Source organism: Sphingomonas arabinosi (genome assembly GCF_036663715.1).
Taxonomy (GTDB): domain Bacteria; phylum Pseudomonadota; class Alphaproteobacteria; order Sphingomonadales; family Sphingomonadaceae; genus Sphingomonas.
In genome coordinates this window covers 101,135-113,605 of sequence record NZ_JAXOJN010000007.1, presented here as the reverse complement: position 1 = coordinate 113,605, position 12,471 = coordinate 101,135, and the positions used below count along the sequence as shown (strand labels likewise).

General features: G+C 65.8%; 15 protein-coding genes and 1 tRNA gene. 9 read left to right on the top strand and 7 right to left on the bottom strand.

Annotated features, from left to right (window positions below):
* Positions 1–16 precede the first annotated feature (16 nt).
* From U1708_RS13145 to U1708_RS13135, 3 genes are read right to left on the bottom strand one after another with little or no spacing between them, the layout of a single operon-like run.
* A complete protein-coding gene (locus U1708_RS13145) occupies positions 17–157 on the bottom strand; it encodes a DUF2256 domain-containing protein (protein ID WP_082444318.1) in 141 nt (46 codons plus the stop codon).
* Positions 157–1,257 carry a 3-dehydroquinate synthase gene (aroB, locus tag U1708_RS13140; RefSeq protein WP_332746306.1) on the bottom strand — a complete coding sequence of 367 codons (1,101 nt, stop codon included), beginning with the start codon at positions 1,255–1,257 and terminating at the stop codon, positions 157–159. The genes U1708_RS13145 and aroB overlap by 1 nt, the downstream gene beginning before the upstream one ends.
* Positions 1,254–1,817, bottom strand: coding sequence for a shikimate kinase (locus tag U1708_RS13135; protein WP_332746305.1), 564 nt, complete (start codon positions 1,815–1,817; stop codon positions 1,254–1,256). The genes aroB and U1708_RS13135 overlap by 4 nt, the downstream gene beginning before the upstream one ends.
* Positions 1,818–1,897: 80 nt before the next feature.
* Between U1708_RS13135 and U1708_RS13130 the strand changes: the two genes are divergently transcribed.
* The 4 genes from U1708_RS13130 to U1708_RS13115 are packed head-to-tail and all read left to right on the top strand — an operon-like array spanning position 1,898 to position 5,726.
* On the top strand, positions 1,898–2,032 hold the full coding sequence (locus U1708_RS13130; RefSeq protein ID WP_267904487.1) for a hypothetical protein: 135 nt from the start codon (positions 1,898–1,900) through the stop codon (positions 2,030–2,032).
* On the top strand, positions 2,016–3,851 hold the full coding sequence (locus tag U1708_RS13125; RefSeq protein WP_332746304.1) for a hypothetical protein: 1,836 nt from the start codon (positions 2,016–2,018) through the stop codon (positions 3,849–3,851). The genes U1708_RS13130 and U1708_RS13125 overlap by 17 nt, the downstream gene beginning before the upstream one ends.
* The gene (locus U1708_RS13120) at positions 3,848–4,747 is read left to right on the top strand and encodes a tyrosine-type recombinase/integrase (protein WP_332746303.1); all 900 of its coding nucleotides are present in this window, start codon (positions 3,848–3,850) and stop codon (positions 4,745–4,747) included. Before U1708_RS13125 ends, U1708_RS13120 begins: the two co-directional genes overlap by 4 nt.
* Positions 4,748–4,778: 31 nt before the next feature.
* Positions 4,779–5,726 carry an acetyl-CoA carboxylase carboxyltransferase subunit alpha gene (locus U1708_RS13115; RefSeq protein ID WP_332746302.1) on the top strand — a complete coding sequence of 316 codons (948 nt, stop codon included), beginning with the start codon at positions 4,779–4,781 and terminating at the stop codon, positions 5,724–5,726.
* Between the two features lie 66 nt (positions 5,727–5,792).
* Here U1708_RS13115 and U1708_RS13110 read toward each other — a convergent pair whose 3' ends face one another.
* On the bottom strand, positions 5,793–5,966 hold the full coding sequence (locus tag U1708_RS13110; protein WP_332746301.1) for a Flp family type IVb pilin: 174 nt from the start codon (positions 5,964–5,966) through the stop codon (positions 5,793–5,795).
* A gap of 126 nt (positions 5,967–6,092) precedes the next feature.
* Positions 6,093–6,299 carry a Flp family type IVb pilin gene (locus U1708_RS13105; RefSeq protein ID WP_332746300.1) on the bottom strand — a complete coding sequence of 69 codons (207 nt, stop codon included), beginning with the start codon at positions 6,297–6,299 and terminating at the stop codon, positions 6,093–6,095.
* 31 nt (positions 6,300–6,330) lie between these two features.
* Between U1708_RS13105 and U1708_RS13100 the strand changes: the two genes are divergently transcribed.
* Positions 6,331–6,771 (top strand): (deoxy)nucleoside triphosphate pyrophosphohydrolase, encoded by a 441-nt coding sequence (locus U1708_RS13100; RefSeq protein WP_332746299.1) that lies wholly within the window; start codon positions 6,331–6,333, stop codon positions 6,769–6,771.
* A 373-nt stretch (positions 6,772–7,144) separates the two neighbouring features.
* Here U1708_RS13100 and U1708_RS13095 read toward each other — a convergent pair whose 3' ends face one another.
* Positions 7,145–7,468 (bottom strand): hypothetical protein, encoded by a 324-nt coding sequence (locus tag U1708_RS13095; protein ID WP_307084071.1) that lies wholly within the window; start codon positions 7,466–7,468, stop codon positions 7,145–7,147.
* A 500-nt stretch (positions 7,469–7,968) separates the two neighbouring features.
* Between U1708_RS13095 and U1708_RS13090 the strand changes: the two genes are divergently transcribed.
* Positions 7,969–8,310, top strand: a complete 342-nt coding sequence (locus U1708_RS13090; RefSeq protein WP_332746298.1) for a hypothetical protein — start codon at positions 7,969–7,971, stop codon at positions 8,308–8,310.
* 261 nt (positions 8,311–8,571) lie between these two features.
* Here the strand turns inward: U1708_RS13090 and U1708_RS13085 are convergent.
* Positions 8,572–8,645, bottom strand: a tRNA-Cys gene (locus tag U1708_RS13085).
* A gap of 220 nt (positions 8,646–8,865) precedes the next feature.
* On the opposite strand from U1708_RS13085, the gene U1708_RS13080 reads away from it, so the two are divergent.
* From U1708_RS13080 to U1708_RS13070, 3 genes are all read left to right on the top strand, one after another.
* On the top strand, positions 8,866–9,903 hold the full coding sequence (locus U1708_RS13080; RefSeq protein ID WP_332746297.1) for a helix-turn-helix domain-containing protein: 1,038 nt from the start codon (positions 8,866–8,868) through the stop codon (positions 9,901–9,903).
* A gap of 359 nt (positions 9,904–10,262) precedes the next feature.
* The gene (locus tag U1708_RS13075) at positions 10,263–10,898 is read left to right on the top strand and encodes a protein-L-isoaspartate O-methyltransferase family protein (protein WP_332746417.1); all 636 of its coding nucleotides are present in this window, start codon (positions 10,263–10,265) and stop codon (positions 10,896–10,898) included.
* A gap of 8 nt (positions 10,899–10,906) precedes the next feature.
* On the top strand, positions 10,907–12,436 hold the full coding sequence (locus U1708_RS13070) for a TolC family outer membrane protein (protein WP_332746296.1): 1,530 nt from the start codon (positions 10,907–10,909) through the stop codon (positions 12,434–12,436).
* The last annotated feature ends 35 nt before the right edge of the window (positions 12,437–12,471 follow it).

The following is a 12,471-nucleotide window of genomic DNA, read 5'->3' as shown; positions in this document are numbered from 1 at the left end:
CTTGACTAGTTCAACGTCAGCGCTTCTTCCGACAAGCGTCGGAGCAGTAGATCACGCTGTCCCAATCTCGAGCCCATTTCTTCCGCCACGTGAAAGGCCGCTCGCACGCCGGGCACACCTTGGTCGGCAGGTTCTGCTTGGCGACACCGTTGGGCATCAGCGGGGCTGCGCGTCGAGGAATGTCTCGACGTCCCGAAGGTCGACGGTCTTGTCGAGATACGTCTGCCCGATCCCGCGCGCTAGCAGGAAGGGCAGCGTCCCCGCCGCCATCTTCTTGTCGTGGCGCATGTGATCGACGAGCCGCGCACCGCTCGCGCTGATACCTGCCGCGGCGAGACCGTCCGGCAGACCCGCATCACGCCAATGCGCCGCGACACGTTCCGCATCCTGGCCCGAACAAATCCCCTGCGATGCGGAAAACGCGAAGGCCAGCGAACAGCCTGCCGCGACACCTTCGCCGTGGATCAGCGCCTGCGAGAACCCGGTCTCCGCCTCCAGTGCATGTCCGAACGTATGTCCGAGATTGAGCAATGCGCGCGTCCCGTTCGTCTCATGCTCGTCCGCCGCGACGATCCGTGCCTTGGCCGAAACGCTGTGCGCGATCGCGTATTCGCGCAGTGCCAGATCGCCGCGCAGCAACGCAGCCCCGTTCGCCTCACACCATTCGAAGAACGCGAAGTCGTCGATCAGTCCGTATTTCACGACCTCGGCATACCCCGCACGTAACTCGCGGATCGGCAGTGTGTCGAGTACCTGCGGGTCGATCAGCACCATCACCGGCTGGTGGAACGCGCCGATCAGGTTCTTGCCGGCCTTCGTATTGATCGCGGTCTTGCCGCCGACCGAGCTGTCGACCTGTGCCAGCAGGCTCGTCGGGATCTGCACGAAGTTGCAGCCACGCTTCAGGATCGAACACGCGAACCCGACGAGGTCCCCCATCACGCCGCCGCCCAGCGCGACGACGTGATCGCCGCGCTCGACGCCCAGTTCGAGCAGCCGGTCGCACAGCATCTCCAGCGTCGCCCAGCTCTTGCTGCCTTCGCCCGGCGCCAGGACGATCGCCTCGGACGCAATCCCCGCTGCGGTCAGCGACGTCTGCAACGTCGCCAGGTGGACCGCTAGATTCTCGTCGGTTACGATCGCCACGCGGCGACCCTTCGCGGGCGGCGCAAGGAACTCGCCGGCCCGCTTGAGAATCCCCGCTTCGATATGGATCGGATAGGTCCGCGCACCCAGTTCGACGGTAACGGTCTTCATCGGCCTAGCGCCTTCAGGATAGCGGCGACGGTCGCTTCGTGCGGCGTCTTGTTGCTGACAATATGGATGTGCGCCTGCGCGTAGATCGGGTTGCGGACGCGCGCCAGCTCGGCGAGCACTTTGCCCGGATCGCGGTTGCGCAGCAGCGGTCGCGTGTCGCGCCGTCCGACGCGCTCGACCAGTATGTCGGGATGCGCACTCAGCCACACCGACACCGCATCGCGCAGGATCAGCTCGCGCGTGTCATCGTTTATGAACGCGCCGCCGCCGGTTGCGATGACCTTCGGCGTGCCGTCGATCAGCCGCGCGATCACGCGGCGCTCGCCGTCGCGGAAATAGTCCTCGCCGTATTTGGCGAAGATCTCGGCGACCGTCATGCCCGACGCTGCCTCGATCTCATGGTCGGCATCGACGAACGGCAGGTTCATCCGCAGCGCGAGGCGGCGGCCGACGGTGGTCTTGCCAACGCCCATCAACCCGACGAGCACGATCGGGCGATCGATCGGGGCAGGGCGGCGACCGCCTGAAGGCCCGCCGGAAGGGTTGTGGCTTTGCAACATCGTAGCCCGCGCTATACAGCGGCTCCGCGCGAGGGCAAAAGCTCTTGGCGCCTGTTTTGTCCACTACAAGGTTACGTCGTATGTCCCGTTTCATCGTCTCGGTCGTCGTCGTTCTTGTCGTGGTGGTCGGCGGCCTGTTCCTGCTGGCCGGGCGCGCGACCGAGCGTCCGCAGAGCCGCGTCGAGAAGGCCGTGACGCTTGCGAACCTCTCTTAAGGCATCCCTTGCGGCGGCGGTTGCCGTCGGAGCTCTAGTCGCGCTGGCGCCCGCCATCGGCCAGGATCGTCCCGAATCGATCCTGCCACCGGGATTCGGCGAGCCGACCCCTGCGCCAGCACCGCGACCCACGCCTCCGACGGGTACGCAGCCTGCGCGTCCGACTGGTACGACCCAGCCGAGTGCCCCGTCGCCGGCACCCGCACAGCCGGGTGCGATGATCCAGCCGTTGCCGCCGACGACACCGACCGACGCGCCGTTGGCGCCACCCGTCGCGACGCCCGCGCCGATCGATCCGGCCGTGCTGGCACGGTACGAGATGCCGGAGTTCGCGCGTCGCTCGCTTGCCACCGTGGGGCCGGTCACGGCCAGCCAGGGCGGGCTCGATACCGATGCGTTCGGTGAGGCGGACGGCCAATATGTCGAGACGCTGATGCGCCGCCTCAGTGCGCCGCTGCCGTCGCGCTGGATGTCGATCCTGTTGCGCCGCGCGCTGGCGTCGCATGTCGATACGCCCAGTCGCACCAACGGCGCCGACTTCGCCGCCGAGCGCGCGTGGCTGTTGCTAAGGATGGGCGAATCAGTCGCCGCGCGGGCTGTCGCGCAGAGCGTCGACACCGATAATTATACGCCCAAACTCTATCAGGTCGCGATGAACACCGCGCTGGCGACCGGCGATCCGGCTGGCCTGTGCCCGCTGGTGACAGGCGCGATGCGGTACGCTCCGGCACGCGGCTGGACGATGGCACAGGCGATGTGCGCCGGGCTGTCGGGCAATCCCGCACAGGCGAGCCCGCTGGTCGCGACCGCAAAGCGCCGCAACGTCGCCAGCGGCGTCGATCTGCTGCTCGCGCAGAAGGTCGTCGGCGCCGGCGCGCAGGGGCGTCAGGCCGTGACGATCGAATGGGACGGCGTCGACCGGCTGACCGCATGGCGGTTCGGGCTGGCGATGGCGACCGGAGTCACGGTGCCGGACGAGCTGTACGGCACGGCGGGGCCGCAGGTTAAATACTGGCAGGCGCTGTCGCCGTCCGTCGCGCTCGGCGACCGATTGGCCCCGGCCGAAGCTGCGGCGGGGCAGGGGGTGCTATCCAGCGCCGCGCTCGTCGATCTCTATGCTGCCGCTGCGACCGACGACGATGCGCAGAGCATTGCGACCGCGACCGCCAACGATCTCCAGACCGCCTACGCCGATCGCAATCCGGACTCCCGGCTAAACGCCCTGCGTCAGTTGTGGGGCGGCGCGAATGCCCGGCCGAGCTATGCGCGACTCGTCCTGACCGCACGCGCGGCTTCCCGGCTCAACCCCAATCTCGCGAAGGCCGAAGCCGATCGTTTGGTGGCATCGATGCTGTCCGCCGGGCTCGATCGTACCGCGGCTCGCTGGCTGGGCTCGGTACCCGTCGGCAGTGACGCCTGGGCGATGATCGCGCTCAGCGACCCCGACGCATACCGCCGCCTCAGCTATTCCGACCTCGCCTCCTACACTGGCGGCGCAGGTGATTCGGCGTTGAAGCAGCGCATGTTGTTCGCGGGTCTCGCAGGCCTCGGCCGTCTCAGCCAAGGCGATATCGAACGCGCGGCGCAGTCGCTCGGCGTCCGTATCGGCGCGGACAATGCATGGACCCGCGCGCTCGATCGTGCTGCACGCGACGGCCAAGCCGGGACGGTCGTCCTGCTCGCGGCGGTCGGTATGCAAGCGGCGAGCTGGAAGGACATTCCCCCGGAAGCCTTGTACCGCATCGTCGGCGCACTCCGCGGCGTCGGTCTCGACGGCGAGGCGCGTATGATCGCGGCCGAGGCGATCGCGCGGGCGTGACGCACGCGACCGACCGTGCGCTGATCGATCGGTTCCTGGAGATGATGGCGGCGGAGGCAGGGGCGGCGCCTAACACCGTCGCCGCCTATCGCAGCGACCTGACGCTTGCCTCGCAGGCGCTCGAAGGCGGCTTGGTCGAGGCGGATGCGGATGCGCTGGCCAAGGTGGCGAGCGGATGGTCGGCCTTGTCCCGCTCGACCGTGGGACGAAAGTCCGCCTCGCTCCGCCGTTTCTTTGCGTTCCTCGCCGACGAAGGCCACCGCACCGACGACCCCGGCAAGGCGCTGCCCCGGCCCGGCACCGCGCGCACCTTGCCGAAGATTCTCAGTCACGCGGATGTGGACCGCCTGTTCGCCGCGATCGCCGAACGCGCCGCGCGCGATCCGCTGGATCCCAACGACCTCCGCCTCTCCGCCCTGTTCGAACTCCTCTACGGCTCCGGCCTGCGCGCGACCGAGCTCGTCAGCCTGCCGCGCAACGCGGTCCACCCCGATCGCCCGTTCCTGATCCTGCGCGGCAAGGGCGGCCGCGAGCGCCTCGTCCCCATCTCCGACCGCGCGCGCGCTGCCGTCGCGGTATGGCGCACCTATGTCGCGACCGACCGGCTTTGGCTTTTCCCCTCGGGCAAGGGCCATTTGTCCCGCATCCGCCTGTACCAGCTCGTCAAGGCAATCGCCGCCGAAGCCGGCATTCCCCCCGATCGCGTCAGCCCGCACGTCCTGCGGCACGCCTTCGCCACGCATCTGCTGGCAGGCGGCGCCGACCTGCGCGCGCTGCAATCGATGCTCGGCCACGCGGATATCGCCACAACCGAGATCTACACGCACGTCGATTCGAGCCGTCTCGTCGAACTCGTCAACACCCGCCATCCGCTGGCAGACCTGCCACCTCGTTGACGCGGACGCGCCCGCGCCGTAACCGCCGCCTATGCCAAGCTTCCTCGACTTCGAGAAACCGATCGCCGAACTCCAGGGCCGGATCGACGAACTCCGCGACACCGCTGCCGAAGGCAGCGTCGACCTCGCCGCCGACATCGCCCGCTTGCAGTCGAAGTCCGACAAGCTGCTGAAGGACACCTTCGCGCGCCTGACCCCGTGGCAGAAGACGCAGGTCGCGCGCCATCCCGAGCGCCCGCACTTCAAGGATTACGTCGCCGCGCTGTTCGACGAGTTCGTGCCGCTCGCGGGCGACCGCGCATTCGGCGACGATCAGGCGATCATCGGCGGCTTCGCGACCTTCCGGGGCCGAAAGATCATGGTACTCGGCCATGAGAAGGGCGACGACACCGCCAGCCGCCTCCGTCACAATTTCGGCATGGGCAAGCCCGAGGGCTATCGCAAGGCGATCCGCCTCGTCGAACTCGCCGACCGGTTCGGCCTGCCGATCGTGACCTTGGTCGACACCTCCGGCGCGTTCCCCGGCATCCAAGCCGAAGAGCGCGGCCAGGCCGAGGCGATCGCCCGTTCGACCGAAGCCTGCCTCAACGCCGGCGTGCCGATCGTCTCGGCGATCGTCGGCGAGGGCGGCTCTGGGGGCGCGGTCGCGCTCGCCGCGGGCAACCGCGTGCTGATGTTCGAACACGCGGTCTATTCGGTGATCAGCCCCGAAGGCTGTGCCTCGATCCTGTGGCGCACCGCCGACAAGGCACCCGAGGCGGCGGAGGCGATGCGGATCACTGCACAGGACTTGAAGTCGTTCGGCGTTATCGACGACATCGTACCCGAGCCCCTGGGTGGCGCGCACCGCGACCGTGCAGCCGCGATCGAGTCTCTGGCCGATGCGCTGTCGTCTGCGCTGAGGGACCTCACCTCGCTCACGCCGACCGAACTGCGCAAGGACCGTCAGGCCAAGTTCCTCAAGATGGGTCGTCTCTGACCCACGTAGAAAGGGCGACGGAACCGAGGTTCCGCCGCCCTATTCGATCCGGAGATCGTTCGTTTACTATTTGATCGACGTGTTGAGCTTCGTGCTGACGTTATTGAACGTTCCGCCCACGCTAGTACCGAGGTTCGTCATTGCGGCGATTGCGGCAACGGCGATCAGCGCGGCGATCAGGCCGTACTCGATTGCGGTCGCACCCTTGGAATCCTTAAAAAACTTGCGGATCGTCGTCATTCCGGTCTCCATCGTTTCGATTGCATCAGTGTCACCCGGCTGCACCGGACGGACCGGATTAGCGGTTCGAGCGATACAAGTGGTTGGTTGACAAAGGTTTAAAACGGATCGCCTTTCCCGTTCGGCTCAATGAACCGCCGCCTCGACCTTCGTGCTGACATCGCTCCATATGCCCGTCGTGCTATCGGCGAGTGCGGTGAGGCCCGCGATCATCGCGATTACGACGACGGCGATGATCAGCCCGTATTCGATCGCGGTAGCGCCCCGTTTGTCGCGTCGCACGCGGACGATCGTTCGGATGACGGCATGCGTCGCGACGGATATAGGGCTCATGAATGCGATGTAATCGCGGGGAAATTAAGAAATGACCAATGATCCGTCCGTCTCGGGACCTATGCCCGCGGCACCGTTGCTGCTGCCCGTCGTAGCGGCTGCGCTGGTCGATCTCGAAGGCCGCGTGCTTCTCCGGCAGCGTCCGGAGGGCAAGTCGCTTGCGGGCCTCTGGGAGTTTCCCGGCGGCAAGGTCGAGCCCGGCGAAACGCCCGAGGCGGCGCTGATCCGCGAACTCGAGGAGGAGTTGGCGATCGCGGTGCCGCACGCCTGCCTCGCGCCCGCCGCCTTCGCCAGCGCACCGCTCGGCGACCGCCACCTGCTGCTGTTGCTTTACATCACGCGCAAATGGACCGGCGTGCCGCGTGCGCTCGAAGCGACCGCGCTACGCTGGGTGAAGCCGAACGAAATGCACGACCTACCGATGCCGCCCGCCGATCGCCCGCTTATCGGCCTGCTCGACGCCCTGATCTGACCTTTTTGTCTTTTCGGTAGACGATCCTGCCGCAAAGCATTCAAATACCCCGATAATGCGTCCGACATGCCCGTCCGGTAGTTGATGCGCGGGTATGTCGGCACGCCATTACTCTTTGGCTCGTCACCAAGGCGTGTCGGCATACTCTGTGTTCGAAAAAGCGCTTGATCCCGGGCGTTTGCGGGTGCATAATTCTTTGGCTGGTTACGTCCCAAGACCGTATCCGGCCATCCGGACTGCGGCTCGCACGCGTTATTCCCTTTTCTCGAGCGAGCCGTTTCCGTCGGTAACGGGACATCGCGAGCGGTCACGCCCGATACCTACCCAGTCGAACCGCGCTGTCGCGTCGTTCGGGATGACGCCGACCGCCTTGTCAGTCCGCGATCCGATCTCGTCGCACCATGGGACGCAATCTCACGCCCAGGCTGATTACCAGGGGCCAGAATATGGTGTTGCCGATATCGGAAAGCGTGTCGGCCCAGCGCATGCCGTAGTTCAGGTAGTCGAGCGTCTCGTTCCCAAGTTCCGCAAGGACCACGAACGACAAGGGGATGAACGTGCCCAATGACCGGCCGCTGACGAGCCGTACGAGCATGAGAATGATGAGCCCGGCATGGATATGAAGAATCGCATCCGGAAGGCCGGTGCCGTCTCCAATCCAGATAATAACCGAATGATACGCCGCGGGAATATTCATGTCCGAGCCACAGCCGAGATCCGCATCGAATGCAAGGATGCGCCAGTGCTACAACCGACGTCGGCGCCATGGCGCGATACGAAAGCCCCGACGTCCGCGACGCCGCCGGTACTCAAGACTGGATTGGAGCGTTTGGAGTGGCAAGCGATGGATTGATTGCAAAACGTCTGGCTGAATCGCGACCCGCCGCCGCGTCGATGTCGCACTGCGTGAGCGTTCCGTATTGCAGCTCAGGTCGAACCACCGCGAAAATGGGCAAAAACCGGTGAACTGGTGCTGCGAGAAATTGCGTTTCGCCCTGACGTGTCCGAGCAGGCACCTATTGTGACAACACTAATAGGGGAGCGGTCAGGTCGGCAACTTCGCTTATGCTGTCTGCAGATGTACCTTCCCGGGAAATGGGGGCGACGGGGGGAAGTAGCGGAACCTGCAGCGATACGCACTTGCAACCTATCGTCGCTTCAGTCAGTTTTGGTTGTAGTGTTAGGAGATGTTCTATGATGAGGATACTTGCTGCATTGGGTCTTGCCTCTTGCGCCACCATTTCCCCTGCTCAGTTCATCGTTACAGGCCCGAATGCGAACTATACCACCGGGTCGCCGCGCGGCGCCGTGCTTCCTCCTATAAATCCGATAGGTGGCAGCCTGGGTCTTTTCGACAACAGCATCACGCCGACCATGCGCCGCCAGCGGCAGGAGCAGATCGACAGAACACTCAGGTTCATTGCGTTGGCCCCCGACAAATGGACGTCGAGCAATCTATCGGAAGCGCGCCGTCTTTACGCCAAGGCTGAAACCGCGGCTAAATGGGCGCAGATCAAGTCTAATAGCGGCAATATGTAGTTGAAGGGGGGCGTCTAGTACGTCCCACTCCATAAGGTGGATCCGAAAGTTATCGTGCTGATCCTGACGTGGGAGCCTTCCTTTGCGCGGTGCTTCAATACCGCCACTCCGGCACACTGATGAGGGGGGAGGTCTACGGTGCGCAAAGCTGCCCGTACGCCTTCCTCATTTCAGACGGTTCAGCCGGCCAACGGTCGACGAAATCCGAGACGAGACCTAATCAGGCAACACTAAGTGTCTGAAAGATAACGTTCGACAATTTGGAGGCCCGACCGGGAATCGAACCCGGGTGCGAGGATTTGCAGTCCTCTACGTCACCACTCCGCCATCGGGCCCCGATTGCGTGAAGGCGGCGCAAATGCTTCGTTTTTTGGCTGCGGTCAACCGCCGTTGTCGCTCGCGACGGAATAATCCTGTGCTGGTGGTGATGCCACGGTCGCCCTTGCTAAAACCTGCCGTGTTACGTCGCGCCGGGCGCGGCGATGGTGACTCGCGCCGCTATGCGACTTTGCCTAAGGTTAAGTGCAATTGCGGCAATGGCTTGGGGGCAGGCGCTTGAAGACGGAAATGATTGCGGGCGGAACGAATACGACGGGCGTGGACGAGGATGTGTTTGCGATGCCGTTCGGCATGGCGATCCGGTATGACCGCCCTGCGGCGGCGCTGGCGGACTATATCACCGGGTATCACGTCTATCGCTCCAACGCCGATCGGGGCACGGGGCCGGGGACGGGGCAGGTGGACTGGTTCCTCCCCGCGACCGCCAACGTCCGGATCGCGATCGATGCCGGGCCGATCGCGGTGTCGATCGGTCGGCGGACCTACGATCCCCTCCCGGTGGCGAGCTTGTTCGGGCCGACCAGTCAGGCGTTGAAGGCCGTGACTCACGGTGGCGTGATGATCGGCTTCGGCGTCAGCGCGCTGGGGTGGGCGCGACTGTTCCGCCGATCGGCGGTCGATTTCCGCAACCGGGTCGTTCCGCTGGAGGACGTGTTGGGCAAGGCCTTCACACGCGATCTCGTATCTGCGTTGCAGGGGGCGTCGAGCGATGCGGCGGTCGCGCCTATTCTGGATGCGATGCTGCTCGCGCGGCTGGGGCCGCCGCACGCCGATGCGCCGCAGATCAGGCGGCTGATGGAGGTATTGGCGACCGACGGTCCGACCGACATCGCGTCGGCCGCCGCCCGGCTCGACATGCCGACGCACGCGCTGCGTCGATTGTCGGTGCGCCATTTCGGATTTCCGCCCAAGATGCTGTTGTTGCGCGCACGCTTTCTGCGCTCGTTCGTCCGGTTGATGATGGCTGGTGGCGAGGCGGACTATGGCTCGATCGACCGTTCCTATTTCGATGCGTCGCATTTCCTGCGCGATGCGACGACGTTCCTGGGCATGACGCCGCGGCGGTTCATGGCGCTTACCAAACCCTTTCTCGAGGCGAGCCTGCGCGCACGTAACGCAGTGCTGGGGTCGCCGACCCAGGTGCTGCACGACATCGAGAAGGCCCCAGGTCGCGGCGACCCCGCGAGGGGCACCCCCGCGACTCGTCCGGAAACGCGCAACGACGGGTCATTTCGCACGACGAGTCCGAGCTAAGGTGCTAAGCCCGCAGCAGAGGTGTTGCCGGCGATTTCGCGTGCACCCTCGGCGCCCCGTCCGCGGCATCTCGGTGTCACACGGGCGGGCGGGGCGTCTTCCATACCGTTTCCGGCCGCCAAACGTGGCGAAATCCGATCAACCGATGCTTGGCGTTGCCGCGCCCACACGGTAACAGACGCGTCATATCCGGCCGCGCGATATCGGATTGGTCCGAAACAAGTGTATTGCGTGGCTAAAACAGTTGTGCGACAGGATGCGCCATGACGACGACGACTCTCGATACCCCCTCGCTCGCAGCCGATACCCATGACATCGGCGGGACCACCGTGTCCTTAGCCCCCGCGACCTTCGACACGATGCGTCATGCGATGGTGGCAAGCCAGTTGCGCACCAACGCGGTGAACGACCAGCGCGTCGTCGCGGCGATGGGGCGCGTACCGCGCGAGGCGTTCATGCCCGCCGACGTTCGCGCGCTCGCATATCGCGATGCGACGATCCCGCTGGGCGGCGGGCGCTACGCCAACCTACCGATGGCGACCGGTCGGTTGCTGACCGAGGCCTATCTGACCGCGACGGACCGTGTCCTCCTGATCGGGGCTGCGACGGGCTACACCGCCGCGGTGCTGGCCGAGATCGTCGGCTCGGTCGTGGCGGTCGAGAGCGACCCCGCCTTGCTCGCGATCGCTCGAGGCGCACTCGCCGGGACCGGGACCGGCAACGTCGAACTCGTCGAAGCTCCGATGCAGGACGGCCACGCCGCCGGCGCGCCTTATGACGTGCTGATCGTCGACGGCGCGATCGAGACCGTACCCGACGCGTTGATCGCACAGGTCAAGTCGGGCGGTCGCGTCACCGCTGGCATCGCCGAGCGCGGACTGACCCGGCTCGCATCGGGGCGCAAGACCGATGGCGGGTTCGCGCTTGCGGCGTTCGTCGATGTCGAATGCGTTGGCCTTCCCGGCTTCGACGCTCCCAAACCCTTCCGGTTCTGAGTTAAGCCATGGCCCGCGCCGCGCATATCCGTAGCCTGCTTCTCGGTGTTGCGCTGACGTATAGCGCTGCACCACTCCAGGCGGAAACGCTGCGAGAGGCGTTGGTCAAGGCGTACAACACCAACCCGACGATCACCGCCCAGCGTGCCACCCTGCGCGCGACGGACGAGAACGTGCCGATCGCGCGCGCTTCGGGGCTGCCGTCGGCCAACGCGACCGGCGATCTCACCGAATTCCTCGTCACCGGCCAGAACAACTTCGTCGCGCCGCCTCGCCAGGCGGTGGCGCGGGCAAACGTGTCGGTCCCGTTGTACCTCGGCGGGCAGGTCCGCAATTCGGTTGCGGCGGCAAAGACCCGCGTCGAGGGTGGCCGCGCGACGCTGCGCGGTACCGAAGCCGATCTGTTTACGAACGTCGTCGCGGCGTACATGGACGTGATCCGCGACGAGGCGATCGTCGGCTTGAACACGCAGAACGTCCGCGTCCTCGACGTCAATCTCCAGGCCAGCCGCGATCGTTTCCAGGTCGGCGACCTGACCCGCACGGACGTAGCGCAGTCCGAGGCGCGCCTCGCGCTCGCCCGCGCCCAGCTCCAGTCCGCGCAGGCCAATCTGATCTCGAGCCGTGAAAGCTATATCCGGTTCGTCGGGACCCCGCCGGGCACGCTCGATACCCCACCGACTCTGCCGCATCTGCCCGACAGCCCGGCCTCGGCCGTGACCGTCGCGATCGACAATAATCCGGTGCTGATCGCAGCGGCCAAGGAGCGGGACGCGAGCCGCTACGACGTCGGCGTCGCCCGCGCGAGCCGCCTGCCGCAGATCAGCGCGGTCGGTGGCGCGAGCTACACCAATTACCTCGGCTCGATCGCAGCGGTGCCCGCCGGCGTCAGCGGTATTCCGAACGCCAACAAGGCGGTGCAGGCCGGACTTTCGCTGACGCTGCCGCTGTTCCAGGGCGGGCGTCCCGCCGCGCAGGTTCGCCAGGCCGAGGCGTTCCAGTCGCGCGCGATCGAGAACGTCACCGCGACCGAGCGCAACGTGATCGCGCAAGCGCGCTCCGCCTATGCCGTGTGGCGTTCGTCCGAGCAGGTGATCCAGTCGTCCGAAACCGCGGTCAATGCGAACAAGCTCAGCCTCGAAGGTGTCCGTGCCGAGAACAGCGTTGGCACGCGGACGATCCTCGACATCCTCAACGCCGAGCAGGAATTGCTCAACAGCCAGGTGACGCTCGTGACCGCGCGCCGCGACGCGTATGTCGCGGGCTTCGCGCTGTTGGCCGCAATGGGACAGGCCGAGGCACGCGACCTGGGGCTCGACGGCGGTGTGCTGTACGACCCGGTCGCGAACTATAATCGCGTCCGCCGCAAGATCTGGGATTTCGGCGGAGACGGCGAGCCAGTGCCGGTCGCGACCCGCACGGCGCAATCGCCCGCACAGGACGCCACGGTCGCGCCACAAGCCGACCCGTTGCTCGATACGCCGGTTGACAGGAACCCCGCCTTGACGACAGGTAAGGATGCACCGAGCCGCCAATAGGGGCGCGCGGGGCAACGGGGTTTGGGATGGTCCGG